Raw genomic sequence first — 17,431 nt, 5'->3', positions numbered from 1 at the left:
AGAGTATAACGTCTATCAAATAAAAATACTGAGTTATTTTATATCACAAAATAAGATGATAAATATGAACTCATCACATTTTGATAAAAAAACGATTTTTTTATTACACATCAAGGTAAATTTGTTTGTAATGCTTGACGAATAAAACCATGTTCTTTTTTTAGTTTCTTTCTCGCTTGCTCTGCATTTAAACCTGTAAGGATCATCAAAATGGCGGTTTTACAGTGTCTGTTACTCTCGGCTAATGTGGCAACAGCTTTTGCTCGACTGCAATCGGTGGCTTGCATAACAATGGATATTTGTCGTTCAATAAGCTTGGCATTGGTAGCCTCTACGTCAACCATTAAATTACTATAAACTTTGCCAAGTTTGATCATACTGGCGGTGGTTAACATGTTGAGCACTAATTTTTGTGCCGTGCCTGCCTTCATTCTTGATGAGCCGGTAATCACTTCAGCACCAACAATCGGTGTAATGGCAATATCAGCTAAATTAATCATTGGGGCTTTGGGGTTACAGCATAAGCTTATAACCGTTGCTTCGATTGATTTAGCATATTGCATACCGCCTATTACATAAGGTGTGCGCCCACTAGCAGCAATGCCAACTAAAATATCGTTTGAACTAAAATTAATGTTTTTAAGATCATTAATTGCCAATTCAGGGGTATCTTCGGCGTTTTCAACCGCCTTAAAAATAGCAGGCTGTCCCCCAGCAATTAAACCAATGACTTGCTCTGCTGGTGTGCCATAAGTCGGTGGGCATTCACTTGCATCTAAAATACCCAGACGGCCAGAAGTACCAGCTCCTATATAAATTAGTCTACCTTGATTTGAACATGCTAAACTAATTGCATCAACAGCTTTTGCAATATTAGATAGTTCTTTTTCTACTGCCAATGCGACTTTTTTATCTTCACGATTGATGATTTGTAATATTTCTAGCGTTGAACAGCTATCAATTTTTTGACTGTTTGGATTACGACTTTCGGTTAACATCATTGATAGGTTAATTTGTTGCATTTTTTCTTAATCCTAGCCATAACAAAAATATCACTATAGCAAATAAACTACCAAAGCCAACTCCTATAGTAATTACTGATAAATTCAGGTAGACAGCTAACGTATAAAGCCCGAGCATTACCATCATTGCTGTATATTCACTTAAATTTTGTACCGAAATAATACTGCCAGTACCGACTAAAGCTTTACCTATTTTTTGAATAAAAGCATTTAAGGGCACCAAAAAAAAGCCACCTAATATTCCAATAACAATGAGTAAAATATAAGATGAAATGATATTGCTTTGCAATGTGAAAGCGATTACTGCTATGCCCATCAGTATCCCCGCCGGAATGCAACGTAATGTGTTGTTAATTGAAATAAATGTACTTGCTAGTCCGGCTCCAATCACAATGCCGATAGCGACAATTGCGTTTAGATTTGTTGGCGTTGCATTGTCGTGTATGTCTAAAATAGCAGGAACCCAACTAATTAACAGAAAACGTAAAGTAATACCCGCTCCCCAAAACAAACTGGTACCTAATAATGTGAATAAGACATACCTATCGGTAAAGATGCATTTAACTGTATTAGCAAAATCTTTTATCATGCTCATAAATTGCCATGAAATGTTTTGTCGTGCGACAGGTAATTTAGGAATAAAAAAATTAGCAAGAATGGCCAGTCCATACATTAATATGCAAGCGAGTAAGGAAGTGCTTACATTAAGATCAGCGATATGACCACCAGCTAGCGAACCAAGTAAAATTGCTGCAATGGTTGATGCTTCAATTAAACCATTCGCTTTCACCAAATTATCGCCCGTAGTGAGTTCGCCTAAAATCCCGTATTTAGCTGGAGAGTATGCGGCTGCCCCTATGCCAATTAAAAAATAGCCAATAAAAGGACTAATGTTTAAACAGATACAACCGGCGCCTAGTAATTTTATACTATTTGAAATCATCATTGCTTTGCCTTTTGGTATGCTGTCAGCAAATTGACCAACAAAAGGGGAAAGGATGATAAACGGCACTACAAAACTTATCTGTAATACCGATTGGCTCCATGCTGGATAATGTAGGTTTTTGATGAAAGCTAAGATAGCAAAAAAGATTGCATTATCGGCGAATGCTGAAAAAAACTGCGCTAGCATGGTAGCAACCATGCCTTTGCTTAACAGTGAATGTTGTTTCATGCGACATCCTTTGTTTTATTCTTCAGCCATTTTTCGTAGAGTAATAAAATCAATTTTACCTGTACCTAATAGCGGTAATTGTGTAACTACACGAATATCACGCGGAATAGCTAATGCCGGAATACCGAGTTCTTGAGACGTTTGGGTAAGTTGTTGTCGATTTAACTTTGTTGAGGTTGTAAATAGGACAATAGCTTCCCCTTTAGCTACATCGGTTTTAACTGTTGCACCGTGCATTGCATCAGCGTCGATTTTTTTTGCTAAGGTTTCAACACTTTCTAATGAAACCATTTCGCCAGCAATTTTAGCAAATCGTTTTAAGCGTCCTTTGATTGTTATAAAGCCTTCGTTATCAATAGTAACAATATCACCAGTATCATACCAACCTTTTTCGAACTGCCCATTTTCATTGACTGTAACTGGTTTTTCGAGTTTACCTGGATTTTCAATACGTAAATAGCCTTTCATAACATTAGGGCCTTTAACTTGTAACTGACCGCCCTCGCTAATACCTGGAATGTGAATTAATCTTGATGTCATACCTGGCAATAATCGACCTACTGTACCCATTTTAAACGCCATTGGGACATTAAGTGCCACTGCCGGCGCACATTCAGTAACTCCGTAACCTTCTAAAATACGGATGCCATATTTATCTTTCCATTGCTCGCGTACTGTGTCTGATAATTTTTCTGCTCCAGCAACAACATAGCGTAAACGCATAAAATCATATGGATGCGCATAATGAGCATAGTTTGCCAAGAAAGTTGGCGTGCCAAATAAGACGGTACAATTTTGATCATAAATAATTTCAGGCACCATACGATAATGTAAAGGATTTGGGTATAAAAATGTGCGACTACCTGAAAACAGCGGTAAAAATAATCCCGCTGTAATACCAAAAGCATGGAATAATGGTAATGCGGACATAAAGCGGTCAGCTGGAGTTGGATCGATAACAGTTCGAATTTGCTCAACATTAGCAAGCAAACTACCATGACTATGGACAACACCTTTAGGATTACCTTCTGAACCGGACGTGAACAAGATTAGAGCCTCATCATCACTTGATTGAGAGCGTTTAACTAAACGAGGGATATATTGATGAATTGCAACATAAAGTTTATCTTTAAAGGTTAAACTGTTACGTAGATCTTCAAGAAAACACCATTTAACATCTTTTATTTCTTCAAGAAGATAATCGAGTTTTCCTTTTTGAATAAATTTGCGTGAAGTAATGATAGTTTTAATTTCAGCAGCTATAATTGCACAAGTCAGTCCATTTGTGCCTGCTGTATAATTTAACATTGCTGGAATTCGGTCTTTAACCGATAAGCCAAAAATTGTTGCAACGGTAATAGTTGCATTAGGCAGTAAGACGCCAACACGTTCTTTTTTCTTAGTGAATTTAGCAATAATACAGCTAACACCTATGATTTGTTTTAACAAATTACGATAAGATGCTTCGTCAGTTGTTGGGTCTTGCACCATTCTTGAGTTAACGCCATAACGGACTTGTGCTTCAAGTAGTGCTTCAAATAGCGTTAATTTGGGGCGACTTGCCATACGCGCATTCATCATAATTTGATGAAGTTTTTCTCCTGCACTATAACGTTTGTCACTGGTTTTAGATGCATTGGGCATTGTAATAGATGTTGGCTCAAGCACATGAATGGTGATTTTAGGAAATAAACGACGTTTAAATAATCCTTTCAAGCGACTGGTTAATGTAAATTCAGCCCCTTCAATCCAGACAGGCACAATTGTGGCTTGAGAACGAGCTGCCACAAAAGCTGCACCATCATAAATTTTCATTAATGAGCCTGTGACAGTAATTCTTCCTTCAGGAAATATGACTATTGGACGACCTTTTTCAATTTCGCGAACAAATCGCTTTATGGCCATTGGACTAAGAGGATCCATTGGCAAAAAATCAACATAGCGTTTGGCTAAGCGGACTAACCAATGATTGATATAACCAGTATAAATAGCAAAAACGGGTCTTACTGGCAAAAACACACCGATTAAAATTCCATCTAGGAAAGAAACATGATTAGGTGTAATAAGAAGTTTGTTTTGTTTTAAATTGTTAAGATTACCGCGAATTTTGACATGGAATAAAACCTTTAAAAAAAATTTTAATATTTTAAATAACATTTGATCTCTCAATTATCGGGCAAAATTGCACCATGTAATAATAGTTAAAATAGATAGAATATACAAGGAATGTAAATTTATTATATAAAACATATGATCGAAATTTAATCAATAATAATTCTTGATATAAAAAATAGATAATAGATACTAAAAAATGAAATAAATTTGAAAACTAATAATAAGGAACAGTAATGCTTATTTTAACTGCCAAAGATATTGAAAAGTGTTATACCATGAAAGCCGCGATAGCTGCGGATAAACAAGCTTTGAAAATCTATACTCAAGGAAATAGTGACGTGCCATTACGAATCAACTTTGATATGCAAAAAGGTCAATGTCTGTTTATGCCGGCACATATTAAAGGTAGCGATATTGTGGGTATCAAAATTGTCTCAGTATTTCCTAACAACCCTAAATTGGGTAAACCATCAGTACCCGCTCAAGTTTTAATGTTAGATCCACAAACAGGTGAAGTTTGTGCAATGTTAGATGGTACCTTTGTCACTCAGCTCCGTACAGGCGCTGTTCAAGGCGCGGCAACTGATTTATTGGCTCGTAAAGATGCCAGTCGAGCTGTGTTGATAGGTACAGGCGGACAAGCAGTATCCCAATTAGAAGCAATGTTAACTGTTCGTCCACTAACTGATGTGGCTATTTTTGATATTGATTTCCAAAAAGCGAAACAATTTACGATTGATATGAAACACCATTTTTCCCATTTTTCGACTAATCTTTATTTTTCACAAAATTTGGATGAGGAGATTAGCCAAGCAGATATTATCACTTCGGTCACAACGTCAAAAGTTGTAACATTTAATGGCGATAAAGTAAAACCCGGTACCCATATTAACGGCATAGGTGCTTATACACCACACATGCACGAAATTCCTGAAGTCATTGTTAAAAACGCGAATATTCGAGTGCTTGATACCAAAGAGGGCGTGTTGGCTGAAGCCGGTGATATTATTGATCCAATTAAACAAAAATTAGTGTCGAAAAATGACTTTCTAGAGTTGGGGGATTTAGTGCAAAATCCAATGCTATGTCGTCAAAATGATCAACAAATTACGTTATTTAAAACGGTTGGAACCGCAGTATTAGATGTGTATATTGGTTACGATATCTATCTTAAAGCCAAAGAAAAAGGAATAGGGACGTATTTATAGTCGTTACTCGTTAAGCTTAAGTAATATTTTGTCAAAACTTTTAGTAATTTAGCCCATTAAGTATAAACTAGCTTTTTAGTTCAGCTTTTTGTGCTCGCCCGAGTAATTCCATTGCTGCTTGTTTCGGATCCTTATGCTCATAAAGGATTTGATAAATTTGTTCAGTGATTGGCATATCAACATGATATTTTTGGGCGAGTAACCAAACTTCTTTTGTATTTTTGCAACCCTCAACAACTTGAGCAATGGCTTCTTGGGCTTCTTGAATTGATCTGTTTTGACCAAGTAAAATACCAAAACGACGATTACGAGATTGATTATCGGTACAGGTTAAAACCAGATCGCCCAGTCCAGCCATTCCCATAAAAGTTGCAGGATCTGCACCTAATACTGCCCCTAATCGCATCATTTCGGCAAGCCCGCGCGTAATTAATGCTGTTCTGGCATTGGCGCCAAAACCAAGTCCATCAGATAATCCAGCACCAATAGCAATCACATTTTTGATTGCGCCACCAAGTTGCACGCCAATAAAATCTCTACTGCTATAAACTCGAAAGCTTTTGCTACAATGGAATAAAGTTTGCAGTTGATTTAAAAAATATTGGTCAGTTGATGCAACAGTTACTGCTGTTGGTAATCCAGATGCGACTTCTTTGGCAAAAGTTGGACCAGAGATAACCGCTAGTGGAATTTTATCGCCTAGAATTTCTTTTGCTACATCTTGTAGTAAGCGACCGGTATCTGCTTCAAGCCCTTTTGTTGCCCAGACGATTTTTGTATCTTGACGTAAAAAAGGCTTAATTTCAGTCAAAATGTTTGCAAACGCATGACTTGGAACCACAATAAGTAAAATGGGTGCAGCTGAAACTGCCGTTTTTAAATCACTTTCAACGTGTAATAGATCCGGAAAAAGAATATCTGGTAAAAATTGTTTATTTTGCCGATTTTGCTGCAAAATGGCCATTTTATTAGGGTTATGACCCCATAGTAAAGTTGAATGACCATTTCGTGCTAGTAAAATAGCTAAAGAGGTTCCATAAGATCCAGCGCCAATTACTGTTACAGCAGCATTTTTTTTCATAATAATCTAATAAACTTATTGCTTGTTAATTGTAACACAGTGATTATTGAAGTATTTCTTTAGAACTAGAATCAAGCTCAGCTTGTTGTTGCTGAATATAGTTCATGAATAGTGCTTCAAAATTTACAGGTTCTAAATTCACTTGTGGGAATGTCCCTTTACTGACTAAACTTGAAATAACTTCACGCGCATAAGGGAACAAAATATTTGGACAGTAAGCGCCAACACAGTGTTGAATTTGGCTTTCATCAAATCCGACAAGTGAAAAAATACCTGCTTGAGTAACTTCACAGATATACACAACTTCGTTTTGTTGTTTTACAGTTACAGTGACACGAAGTGCAACTTCGTAGACATTTTCACTTAAAACTTGTGAAGATGAATTTAATTCAAGATTTAACTCCGGTTTCCATTGTTTAGTGAAAATTTCTGGAACATTATTAGTTTCAAACGACACGTCTTTAGTATAAATACGTTGAATAGCAAACTGTGTTTCCGGTTGTTGTGTATTGTTTTGTTCTGTCATGATAAAACCTTATTTTTCAATATATTATTTTCTAACTAGTGGTAAATTTTCGCCGTTCCATCCAGCAATTCCGTCTTTTAAGGTAAAGACATTTAAAAAACCTTGTTTGACAAGTATTTCACCTATACCTGCTGATGATAAACCATTTTCATCAATCAAAATAACAATGCTTTCTTTAAATTTTTCAATTGTTTTTGCACTTGCATTTTTAATGTCGGTAGGCAAAATATTATGAGAATCTGTTATATGCCCTTTTTTAAAGCTATCTGCAGAACGAATATCAATAATAACTGCATCTTGCTTATTAATCATATGGATTGCTTGAGCATTATTGATAATTTTAACTTTAGATAGCTTACCTTTAATGGTTAGTACAATGATTGCAATAAACAGCACAATCCAACCCAATGAGAGTAAAAGATGATTTTTTACAAAAGGTAGAATTTCGAGTGTAATAAAGTCCATACTTGTATGATTACCTAGTTTTTTTCAATATAAGAAGAGATTATAGCGATATTGTGTAACGAAATACAGTGCCAATAACTGAAAAATTGTTTTATAGCAACTTGTTTTATTTTAAATGGTCATAAAAAATGTTTGGCATAATCGCATACTTTCATGTGCTTTAATTAAGTTATCTTATTGTTTATATTTTTATTTTTTAGAATATGCAATTAAGCATGGCAGAGGGCAGATAACATTGCAGTTAATCATCTTAGGTCACAAAGAGCCAATATAGTTTGAATAATGTTATCTTTACCTTTTTACTGTAGTAGTAATATGACAATTTATTATAGTTTTAAATATGGGTATATGAATTTTATATTTAACTAACGGCATATTATGAAGTAAGTTAATACACAAACTTGGTGCGCTTTTGCTTTTTTTTGGTGCAACTGCGATATTTCTGTTACTATGGGTGCTGGTAAATCCACTGAAAAATAGAGTTGGAAAAATGGCATCATATTTGCATACGCTATAACAACTTAGTTAGAATGCCTTATAAACTGAACAATTATTATTTGTCCTCAATGGAGAAGATACATGTCTACACAAAAAGTTTTAACACTTATTAAAGAAAATGATGTCAAGTTTGTTGATTTACGTTTTACTGATACAAAAGGTAAAGAACAACATGTTACGATTCCCGTTAGTCAAATTGATGAAGATTTTTTTGAAGATGGTAAGATGTTTGATGGTTCATCAATTGCTGGTTGGAAAGGTATTAATGAATCAGATATGGTGTTAATGCCAGATGCATCAAGTGCTGTTATCGATCCATTTTTTGAAGATGTAACATTAAATCTCCGTTGTGATGTTTTAGAACCTGCAACGCTGCAAGGGTATGATCGTGACCCGCGTTCAATTGCTAAACGTGCCGAAGAATTTTTAAAATCATCAGGTATTGCTGATACTGTTATTTTTGGACCTGAACCAGAATTTTTCTTATTTGATGATATTCGTTTTGGTTCTCCGATGTCAGGTAGCTTCGTACATATCGATGATATTGAAGCGGCTTGGAATTCTGGTACAAAATACGAAGAAGGTAATAAAGGGCATCGACCTGGTGTTAAAGGGGGATATTTTCCACTTCCACCTGTTGATTCATCACAAGATATCCGTTCTGAAATGTGCTTAATTATGGAGCAACTTGGCTTAGTAGTTGAAGCTCACCATCATGAAGTTGCAACAGCGGGTCAAAACGAAATTGCATGTCGTTTTAATACGCTAACTAAAAAAGCTGATGAAGTACAAATTTACAAATATGTTGTACAAAATGTAGCACATGCATATGGTAAAACAGCGACCTTTATGCCAAAACCAATTTTTGGTGATAATGGTTCCGGTATGCACTGTCACCAATCATTAGCGAAAGATGGTGTAAATTTATTTGCTGGTGATAAATATGCGGGTCTGTCTGAAATGGCACTATACTATATTGGTGGTATTATTAAACATGCTAAAGCCATTAATGCATTTACTAATCCTGCAACTAACTCTTATAAACGTCTGGTACCGGGCTATGAAGCACCAGTTATGCTCGCTTATTCTGCTCGTAATCGTTCTGCATCAATTCGTATTCCTGTTGTGACTAGCCCTAAAGCACGCCGTATTGAGGTTCGCTTCCCAGATCCTGCTGGTAATCCATACTTATCATTTGCTGCACAGTTAATGGCCGGTTTAGATGGTATTATCAATAAAATTCACCCTGGTGATGCGATGGATAAAAACTTATACGATTTACCACCAGAGGAATCTAAATTAATTCCTCAAGTCGCGGGTTCGCTTGAAGAAGCTCTTAATGCATTAGATGCAGATCGTGAATTCTTAACACGTGGTAATGTCTTTACTAATGATACTATTGATGCATACATTGATTTAAAACGTCAAGATGTTGATCGTGTACGTATGACACCACATCCAGTTGAGTTTGAAATGTACTATAGTCTATAAGTTAATTTATAGTAATTTAAATCATTAAACCACCGCTAACTTGTGGTGGTTTTTAATCAGGACGGAAAATCAACGATGACATTTTATAATGAATCTGATGCTAATCTTGTTCTTGATTCTATGATTACAAGTATTTTATTGCTTGATACCAAACTTAATATTCTTTATGTCAATACTGCCGCGCAGCAGTTGTTAGGACAAAGTTCTAAAAAAATATTAGATAAATATCTTCCTGATTTATCAAGTTATTTCTCTTTGAATATTGATTTAATGCTCAGTACATTAAAGCAAAATCAAGGGTTTACAGATAATGAAGTCAATTTAGTTATTAATAATGAGTTACATATTTTAACGTTAACGGCTCAACAATTAACTAATGGTCAAATTTTAATTGAAATGGCACCATTAAATAATCACAAGCGTCTTAGTCAAGAACAATTGCAACAAGCGCAACAGAGTGCCGCTCGCGAATTGGTTCGTGGACTTGCTCACGAAATTAAAAATCCACTAGGTGGGCTTCGAGGGGCAGCGCAGTTATTATCACGACAATTACCGAACAATGAATTGCAAGATTATACAAAAATTATTATTGAGCAAGCAGATAGATTGCGAAATCTCGTAGATAGATTATTAGGACCACAACAACGATTGCAACAAAAAGAACAAAGTATACATCAAGCAATAGAGCGTATTTATGCTTTGTTGTGTTTAGAAAAACCAGTCAATATTGAAATTCTGCGTGATTATGATCCAAGTCTACCTGATTTTATTCATGACTCAGAACAAATAGAGCAGGTAATTTTGAATATTGTGCGTAATGCTTTACAGGCCATCGGTTCTAATCGCGGCACAATTATCATTAGGACAAGAACGGCTTTTCAGGTTACTTTACATGGACAGCGTTATCGTTTGTGTGCTCGTATTGATGTTGAAGATACCGGGCCCGGTGTGCCTGTTCATATACAAGATACCTTGTTTTATCCTATGGTGAGCGGTTATGAAGGCGGTACAGGTATTGGGCTTTCAATTGCGCATAATATTGTTGATCAACATCATGGTAAAATTGAATTTAATAGTTGGCCTGGGCATACCGCGTTTTGTGTCTATTTGCCAATTAGGCAATGAGGTGTATTAAAATGAATATTTGGATTGTTGATGATGATAGCTCTATTCGGTGGGTACTAGAAAAGGCATTAACTAATGCTCATTTAAATTGTGTCAGTTTTTCGACAGGTCAAGAGGTGATGGATGCCTTGGTTACTTATGCTCAAAAGCCATCGGTATTAATTTCAGATATTAAAATGCCAGGAATTGATGGTTTAACATTGCTTCATTATGTTAAAGAAAAATTGCCTGAATTACCTGTTATCATTATGACTGCCCATTCCGATCTCGATGCGGCAGTAAATGCCTATCAAAAAGGCGCTTATGATTATATTCCTAAGCCTTTTGATGTGGACGAAGTTATTCAGCTTGTTGAACGGGCTATTTTACAAACTCAAAGTAACAAAACTAACCATAATACTACAGTAAAAGCATCGACAAGTATTATTGGCGAAGCGCCTTCAATGCAAGAAGTGTTTCGTATTATTGGTCGATTATCTAAATCTTCTATTAGTGTGTTAATTAATGGTGAGTCAGGAACAGGTAAAGAGTTGGTTGCTAAGGCATTACATACCCATAGCCCTCGTTCTCAATCACCTTTTATTGCATTAAATATGGCGGCAATCCCTAAAGATTTGATTGAATCTGAGCTTTTTGGACATGAAAAAGGCGCATTTACTGGTGCGGCTCAAATTAGACATGGGCGTTTTGAACAAGCTAATGGAGGGACTTTATTTTTAGATGAAATTGGTGATATGCCACTTGATGTGCAAACTCGGTTATTAAGAGTGCTTGCTGATGGACAGTTTTATCGTATTGGCGGCTATTCGCCCGTCAAAGTTGATGTTCGTATTATTGCTGCTACACATCAAGATTTAGAGGCAAGAGTAAGAGAAGGAAAATTTAGAAATGATTTGTTTCATCGTTTAAATGTGATTCGTATATTACTTCCTCCTTTACGTGATAGAGCCCAGGACATTCCAAAACTTGCTGAGCATTTTTTACATACAACAGCAAAAGAATTAAGCGTAGAAAGTAAAGTATTAAGTCCCGAAGCATTAAGTGTTTTGTGTCGATTTAATTGGCCTGGTAATGTACGCCAGCTTGAAAACACTTGTCGTTGGATTACGGTGATGTCTTCTAATCAAGAGGTTTTGGTTCAAGATTTGCCGCCAGAGTTGTTACAGTTACCAACAGCTAAAACATGTGTTAAAAATGATAATATTACTTTACCTGCCGATCATGTTTCTCAACAAGAGGCTGATTGGAAAATATTATTAGAACAATGGGCAAAACAAGCTCTAATAGAAGGTAAAATTGGCATTTTGACTGAAGTAATAAATGAAGTTGAATGTATCTTATTAAAAAGTGCACTGAATTTTACTCGTGGTCATAAACAAGATGCTGCCCATCTATTAGGGTGGGGACGTAATACATTGACTCGAAAACTTAAAGAGTTATCGCTTGATCCCAATAGCGGCCTATAACTGCCAATATTCATTATGCTATCGAATGAATCGATAGCTTTTTAATCTATTTATTCATTTTACAGCTATTTACCCCATCTTTCATAGCATATTGCGTTGTTAAAAATTTAAAGTTCATTGAACCCTACCTATTTTTTGGTTACAATCATAATGTAAATGATAATTATTATAATTATCATTTTTTGGTTTTTTATTTAGGCTGATAATTAGGAGTTATAATGTATTCATATATCAAAGTAAAATTTTTAGTTTTACTTACTGTATTACTTGTTTTAGTTGGATGTGACAATAAAAAAGAACAGCAAACACCTGTGAAAAAGGTTACCGTTGAACATGCTCAAGGCAAAACTGATGTACCTGAAAATCCTAAAAAAGTCGTTGTTTTTAATATTGCAACACTTGATATTGTTGATGCTTTGAATATTCCTGTGTCGGCTGTTCCGCAATCTGATGTACATTTACCTGATTTTTTATCTAAATATAGCGATAAAACCTATACTAATGTTGGGACCTTATTTGAACCAAATTATGAGGTATTAAGCACAATTGAGCCTGATGTTATTATTGCTGGTGGTCGCGCTAATGATGCTTATAAAAAATTAAATGACATTGCTCCAACGGTCTCTTTAGATATTGACTCAAAAGACTTTTTAGGTAGTTTAACGCAAAGAACAGAGCAATTAGGCACTATTTTTAATAAGCAAGATGAAGCTAAAAAGCTTATTGCTAATTTTAATCAAAAAATTGAACAACTAAAACCAAAAACAAGCACTGCCGGAAGTGCATTAGTCATTATGGTTAATGGCGGTAAAATGTCCGCTTATGGTCCAAAATCTCGTTTTGGTTTTGTGTTTGATATACTTGGTTTTAAACCTGCAACCACATTTCAAGAAGCTGGACGTCATGGTAATCCGGTGACCTCTGAATTTATCTTAAGTGTTAACCCACAGTGGTTGTTTGTATTAGATAGAGATAGTGCAATAGGTAATAAAGAAGCACAATCTGCACAGCAAGTACTAAGCAATGACTTAATTGAAAAAACAGCGGCATGGCAAAATCAACATGTTATCTATTTAGATTCAACTTCAATGTATATCGCAGGCGGTATTCAAACTTATAGTCGTTTGATGGATCAAATTAGTGAAGCTTTACATAAAACATCAACAAATTGATGTGACTCATGGTTAAGTCGTTTTATTTTATTGCAGGCATTTTCATTTTATTGATAATGACTGCAATAAGTCTATTTATTGGTGCAGGGCATGTAACGCTATTTGAACTGTGGTCAGATAGCAATATGCGCGAGATTTTTTTTGTAAGCCGCGTACCTAGAACAGCTGCTTTATTATTAGCTGGCAGTGCTATGAGTGTTGCTGGTTTAATTATGCAACTGCTAACACAAAATCGATTTGTTGAACCCTCTTTGGTTGGTACAACTCAATCTGCTAGTCTTGGCTTATTAGTAATGATGGTTTTAGCACCTGGCGCAAGTGTTATGACTAAAATGGTTATTGCCAGCTTATTTGCCATGATTGGTACAATGATTTTTATGGCAATTTCTCGAAAAGTAATTTTTAAATCCACTTTGATGGTACCACTTATTGGTATTATGTTAGGATCTGTTATTAGCGCAATTACCACATTTTTTGCTATGTATTTTGATTTGTTACAATCACTGGGTGGTTGGGAATCAGGTGATTTTTCTGGCATTTTACAAGGTCGTTATGAGCTATTATGGCTGGTCGGTGGATTGACATTACTCGCTTGTTGGAGCGCAGATCAATTTACTGTGGCCGGATTGGGTCGAGATTTTTCGATCAATGTGGGACTTAATTATCGCCGTGTTATGTTGACTGGACTGATTGTTATTGCATTAATCGGTGGTATTGTTGTTGTGGTAGTTGGCGTTTTACCATTTTTAGGATTGATTGTGCCCAATATTGTTAGTTTATTATTTGGTGATAACGTCCGTAAAACCATTCCATGGATCTGTTTATTTGGTAGTGGATTAGTTTTAATTTGCGATATTATTGGACGTATTATTCGCTATCCTTTTGAAATTCCTGTTAGCGTAATTCTTGGTGTAGTTGGTGCTATTATTTTTTTAATATTGTTGAGTCGAAAACGCCATGTTAGTTAGCCAAAAACGCCATTGTTTATGCCAAAAAAGAGTATTTTTATTGTTTATTATTGCGCTAATTTGCGTAATTTGCTTTATGGTCTTTGGCCTAAAGGGCAATATCAGTTACATTTTGATCCATCGAACATGGATTATGCTAACTATGATTTTAGTTGCTTTTTCGGCAGCAACATCAACATTGCTTTTTCAAACGATCACTAATAATAGAATTTTAACTCCTTCAATTATGGGGTTTGAATCTCTATTTGTACTCATTCAAACTGTTGTGATCTTTTTTATTGATTCACAAGGCATTCCTTATATCGGTATTGTTGGCAAATTTATAGTTGAATCACTGTTATTAATCTTATTCTCTCTATTTTTGTATCGAGGTTTATTTACTAAGCTCAAGCAAAACTTACATTTGGTGTTATTAATCGGTATCATTTTAGGTACATTATTCCGTAGTTTTTCTAATTTATTGCAGCGTTTGATGACGCCGTCTGAATTTGCTGTGCTACAAAGTCGTATTTTTGCGACATTTACACGCGCAGAGCCTATATTGATCATCTTTTCATTGGTGATTACAACTATTATTGGTCTATTTTTATGGCGAATGCGATTTAAGTTTGATGTGCTAGCTTTGGGGCGTGATAATGCAATAAATTTAGGTATTGATTACCAAAAAAATATCACTATTATTTTGTTGCTAGTCTCTGTTTTGGTGTCGATATCAACAGCATTAGTTGGACCGTTTACGTTCTTAGGTCTTTTAATTGCTAATTTAGCTTATAGTATTAGTGGATCAAGCCAACATCGTTTTTTACTCCCTACTGCTTTTTTATTAGGTGTTATTTTTCTTGTTGGTGGGCAAATGCTCTTAGAGCGAGTATTAAATATGGTTGGTGCATTATCCATTGTGATCGAATTTATTGGTGGTTCTTTGTTTATTTTCTTATTATTGAAAAAGGTTAGGATGTGATAAAAATTGCTAATGTTAGTAAAAACTATCAAACAATACCTGTACTAAAAAATGTCAGTGCGACCATTTCACAAGGCGGCATTACTGCCATTATTGGTCCAAATGGTGCGGGTAAATCGACGTTACTATCGATTATCAGTCGACTTTTATTAGCTGACGAAGGGCAAGTTAAAATCCAAAATATGGATGTTGTAAATACACCGAGTGATAAACTTGCCACCTATTTATCCGTATTAAGGCAGGAAAACCGTTTTACCAGTAGATTGACTGTCTTCGAGTTAGTCGGGTTTGGACGCTACCCTTATACCAAAGGTCGATTAAATGCTGATGATTATAACCATATTCATCGTGCCCTTGATTTTTTAAATCTTACCGAATATAAAGATCGTTTTTTAGATGAATTATCAGGTGGGCAACGACAACGAGCCTATGTTGCCATGGTACTTTGCCAAGATACTGAATATGTATTACTTGATGAACCGCTCAATAATCTCGATATGAAACATGCTGTTGCTATGATGAAACAGTTGCGCCGTGCTGCCGATGAACTGGGTAAAACAATTGTGATTGTTATTCATGATATCAACTTTGCATCTGTGTATTCTGATTACATTTTAGCCATGAAAAATGGCGAACTAATATACCAAGGTAGCCCTCAACAAATTATGAATGCGACTATTTTAGAAGATATATTTGATACTCCAGTCAAAATTGAAAATGTCCATGATCAAAATATTGCTATTTATTACTAGTGACTAATGTACTTATTGTTATTGATAGGATTTTGCGAAATCCTATTTTTTTGGATCAACCCTTTTTGTATTTAGGCTTTTTGCAAAACGTAAAATATAGCTAACTTATTGAGTAGACATTAGAATCAGTATTTACAAATTATTCTGATTCAGGTTAAATAACTAACTATATTTTAGCTGAGATAGTGTTATGAAATTAGAACAAATCGCTCTTTTGGCGGGTGTTTCAAGAACAACAGCGAGTTATGTGATTAATGGAAAAGCCAAAAAGTATCGCGTGAGTGACAAAACAGTTGAAAAAGTCATGTCGGTGGTAAAAGCGCATAATTACCAACCTAATGCCGTAGCAGCAGGACTTAGAGCCGGTAAAACCCGTACTATCGGTTTTATTATTCCTGATTTAGAAAACAACAGTTATACCCGCATCGCTAATTATTTAGAACAGCTGGTAAGAAAAGAAGGATATCAGTTATTACTTGCATGTTCAGAAGATAATCCACACATCGAAAAAGAGTGCGTTAAGCATCTTCAGCAACGCCGAGTAGATGCTTTAATTATTTCATCGTCATTTGTTTCTACTCAGGATTATCTTTTTTATGATAGCTGGCAAAACGAAAAGATCCCATTATTTGCACTTGATAGAATATTATCCATCTCTAAATTTAGAAATATTGTAGGGGCGGATAGACAGGATTCTAAATCACTAGCCAAAGCATTTAATAATTTTGTAGAAGATTCAGCGGTTTATATTGGGGCTTTACCAGACTTGTCTGTTAGTCAACTTCGTCTAGATGGCTTTCAAGATATCCAGCTTAATAATTGCAATAAAATTGATTTTTTATATGCAAATAACTATAGTCGTCAAGATGCTGATTTTGCCTTTAGCCAATGGTTAGAAAGTCATGAGATGCCTAATGGCATTTTTACTACTTCCTTTTCTTTATTACAAGGAAGTATTGATGCAATTTTAAGAAAATTTGGACATTTACCCGATACTTTAACTATTGCTACCTTTGGCGATAATGAGTTGTTAGATTTTTTACCATGTAATGTCATATCGCTTGCACAAGATCATAAAGAAGTTGCGAATATAACAATGAAACTGTTTTTAAACTATTTGCATAATGAAAATTACCAATCGGGTACGACAATAATTCCGAGGAGATTGATCTATCGAGGTAGCTTAAGCCGTTAAGATATTGATAGGCACCAAAAGTAATATTAGTTTTAAAATAGTTTAAATAAAAAATAAGATCCAGATCACAAATTACTTATCAATAGACATAATTTATTTGATAATTAATGTTAATTTATTCATTATTGCTGAAACGATTCAATAATGTTAATTCAAGGATTTATATTGGCTGAGTCAATTTAGTCGACCCAACATTTTAACCCAGAGGTATT

At 35.2% G+C, this 17,431-nt stretch carries 15 protein-coding genes; 9 read left to right on the top strand and 6 right to left on the bottom strand.

Translation table 11 applies throughout. The features are described 5' to 3' along the window. Positions 1 to 110 precede the first annotated feature (110 nt). From murQ to aas, 3 genes are read right to left on the bottom strand one after another with little or no spacing between them, the layout of a single operon-like run. A complete protein-coding gene (gene murQ, locus BQ5209_RS09650) occupies positions 111 to 1,022 on the bottom strand; it encodes an N-acetylmuramic acid 6-phosphate etherase (RefSeq protein ID WP_085248497.1) in 912 nt (303 codons plus the stop codon). Further along, on the bottom strand, positions 1,009 to 2,196 hold the full coding sequence (gene lplT / locus BQ5209_RS09645; RefSeq protein ID WP_085248495.1) for a lysophospholipid transporter LplT: 1,188 nt from the start codon (positions 2,194 to 2,196) through the stop codon (positions 1,009 to 1,011). Before lplT ends, murQ begins: the two co-directional genes overlap by 14 nt. Positions 2,197 to 2,211: 15 nt before the next feature. Further along, positions 2,212 to 4,353 carry a bifunctional acyl-ACP--phospholipid O-acyltransferase/long-chain-fatty-acid--ACP ligase gene (gene aas, locus BQ5209_RS09640; protein ID WP_085248493.1) on the bottom strand — a complete coding sequence of 714 codons (2,142 nt, stop codon included), beginning with the start codon at positions 4,351 to 4,353 and terminating at the stop codon, positions 2,212 to 2,214. Between the two features lie 191 nt (positions 4,354 to 4,544). Between aas and BQ5209_RS09635 the strand changes: the two genes are divergently transcribed. Further along, positions 4,545 to 5,519, top strand: a complete 975-nt coding sequence (locus tag BQ5209_RS09635; RefSeq protein WP_085248491.1) for an ornithine cyclodeaminase family protein — start codon at positions 4,545 to 4,547, stop codon at positions 5,517 to 5,519. 67 nt (positions 5,520 to 5,586) lie between these two features. Here BQ5209_RS09635 and gpsA read toward each other — a convergent pair whose 3' ends face one another. From gpsA to BQ5209_RS09620, 3 genes are read right to left on the bottom strand one after another with little or no spacing between them, the layout of a single operon-like run. Continuing rightward, positions 5,587 to 6,603 carry an NAD(P)H-dependent glycerol-3-phosphate dehydrogenase gene (gpsA, locus tag BQ5209_RS09630; protein ID WP_085248489.1) on the bottom strand — a complete coding sequence of 339 codons (1,017 nt, stop codon included), beginning with the start codon at positions 6,601 to 6,603 and terminating at the stop codon, positions 5,587 to 5,589. Between the two features lie 40 nt (positions 6,604 to 6,643). After that, positions 6,644 to 7,126 carry a protein-export chaperone SecB gene (gene secB / locus BQ5209_RS09625; RefSeq protein WP_085248487.1) on the bottom strand — a complete coding sequence of 161 codons (483 nt, stop codon included), beginning with the start codon at positions 7,124 to 7,126 and terminating at the stop codon, positions 6,644 to 6,646. Positions 7,127 to 7,150: 24 nt separating this feature from the next. Beyond that, positions 7,151 to 7,591 carry a rhodanese-like domain-containing protein gene (locus BQ5209_RS09620; protein WP_085248483.1) on the bottom strand — a complete coding sequence of 147 codons (441 nt, stop codon included), beginning with the start codon at positions 7,589 to 7,591 and terminating at the stop codon, positions 7,151 to 7,153. 579 nt (positions 7,592 to 8,170) lie between these two features. Here BQ5209_RS09620 and glnA point away from each other — a divergent pair. From glnA to cra, 8 genes are all read left to right on the top strand, one after another. After that, on the top strand, positions 8,171 to 9,580 hold the full coding sequence (gene glnA / locus BQ5209_RS09615) for a glutamate--ammonia ligase (RefSeq protein ID WP_085248481.1): 1,410 nt from the start codon (positions 8,171 to 8,173) through the stop codon (positions 9,578 to 9,580). Between the two features lie 75 nt (positions 9,581 to 9,655). Next, positions 9,656 to 10,705 carry a nitrogen regulation protein NR(II) gene (gene glnL, locus BQ5209_RS09610; RefSeq protein WP_085248479.1) on the top strand — a complete coding sequence of 350 codons (1,050 nt, stop codon included), beginning with the start codon at positions 9,656 to 9,658 and terminating at the stop codon, positions 10,703 to 10,705. Positions 10,706 to 10,716: 11 nt separating this feature from the next. Further along, on the top strand, positions 10,717 to 12,171 hold the full coding sequence (gene glnG, locus BQ5209_RS09605; RefSeq protein WP_208610018.1) for a nitrogen regulation protein NR(I): 1,455 nt from the start codon (positions 10,717 to 10,719) through the stop codon (positions 12,169 to 12,171). A 218-nt stretch (positions 12,172 to 12,389) separates the two neighbouring features. Continuing rightward, positions 12,390 to 13,343, top strand: a complete 954-nt coding sequence (locus BQ5209_RS09600; protein ID WP_085248475.1) for a siderophore ABC transporter substrate-binding protein — start codon at positions 12,390 to 12,392, stop codon at positions 13,341 to 13,343. Between the two features lie 8 nt (positions 13,344 to 13,351). Continuing rightward, complete coding sequence (locus tag BQ5209_RS09595; RefSeq protein ID WP_085248473.1) at positions 13,352 to 14,311, top strand: ABC transporter permease; 960 nt, start codon at positions 13,352 to 13,354, stop codon at positions 14,309 to 14,311. Further along, entirely contained in the window at positions 14,301 to 15,272 is a 972-nt protein-coding gene (locus BQ5209_RS09590) for an iron chelate uptake ABC transporter family permease subunit (protein WP_085248471.1), read from the top strand. Before BQ5209_RS09595 ends, BQ5209_RS09590 begins: the two co-directional genes overlap by 11 nt. After that, positions 15,269 to 16,024, top strand: a complete 756-nt coding sequence (locus BQ5209_RS09585) for an iron ABC transporter ATP-binding protein (protein WP_085248469.1) — start codon at positions 15,269 to 15,271, stop codon at positions 16,022 to 16,024. The genes BQ5209_RS09590 and BQ5209_RS09585 overlap by 4 nt, the downstream gene beginning before the upstream one ends. Positions 16,025 to 16,214: 190 nt before the next feature. Then, complete coding sequence (cra, locus tag BQ5209_RS09580) at positions 16,215 to 17,219, top strand: catabolite repressor/activator (protein WP_085248467.1); 1,005 nt, start codon at positions 16,215 to 16,217, stop codon at positions 17,217 to 17,219. The last annotated feature ends 212 nt before the right edge of the window (positions 17,220 to 17,431 follow it).

The organism is Gilliamella mensalis (assembly GCF_900103085.1).
Taxonomy (GTDB): domain Bacteria; phylum Pseudomonadota; class Gammaproteobacteria; order Enterobacterales; family Orbaceae; genus Gilliamella; species Gilliamella mensalis.
This window is presented reverse-complemented; position numbering and strand designations above follow the sequence as displayed.

Bases quoted from the DNA above. Each gene is read 5' to 3' on its own strand.
- BQ5209_RS09590 (WP_085248471.1), top strand. From the start codon at position 14,301: ATGTTAGTTAGCCAAAAACGCCATTGTTTATGCCAAAAAAGAGTATTT.
- lplT (WP_085248495.1), bottom strand. From the start codon at position 2,196: ATGAAACAACATTCACTGTTAAGCAAAGGCATGGTTGCTACCATGCTA.
- murQ (WP_085248497.1), bottom strand. From the start codon at position 1,022: ATGCAACAAATTAACCTATCAATGATGTTAACCGAAAGTCGTAATCCA.
- glnA (WP_085248481.1), top strand. From the start codon at position 8,171: ATGTCTACACAAAAAGTTTTAACACTTATTAAAGAAAATGATGTCAAG.
- BQ5209_RS09635 (WP_085248491.1), top strand. From the start codon at position 4,545: ATGCTTATTTTAACTGCCAAAGATATTGAAAAGTGTTATACCATGAAA.
- BQ5209_RS09595 (WP_085248473.1), top strand. From the start codon at position 13,352: ATGGTTAAGTCGTTTTATTTTATTGCAGGCATTTTCATTTTATTGATA.
- aas (WP_085248493.1), bottom strand. From the start codon at position 4,353: ATGTTATTTAAAATATTAAAATTTTTTTTAAAGGTTTTATTCCATGTC.
- glnL (WP_085248479.1), top strand. From the start codon at position 9,656: ATGACATTTTATAATGAATCTGATGCTAATCTTGTTCTTGATTCTATG.
- BQ5209_RS09600 (WP_085248475.1), top strand. From the start codon at position 12,390: ATGTATTCATATATCAAAGTAAAATTTTTAGTTTTACTTACTGTATTA.
- cra (WP_085248467.1), top strand. From the start codon at position 16,215: ATGAAATTAGAACAAATCGCTCTTTTGGCGGGTGTTTCAAGAACAACA.
- glnG (WP_208610018.1), top strand. From the start codon at position 10,717: ATGAATATTTGGATTGTTGATGATGATAGCTCTATTCGGTGGGTACTA.
- BQ5209_RS09620 (WP_085248483.1), bottom strand. From the start codon at position 7,591: ATGGACTTTATTACACTCGAAATTCTACCTTTTGTAAAAAATCATCTT.
- secB (WP_085248487.1), bottom strand. From the start codon at position 7,126: ATGACAGAACAAAACAATACACAACAACCGGAAACACAGTTTGCTATT.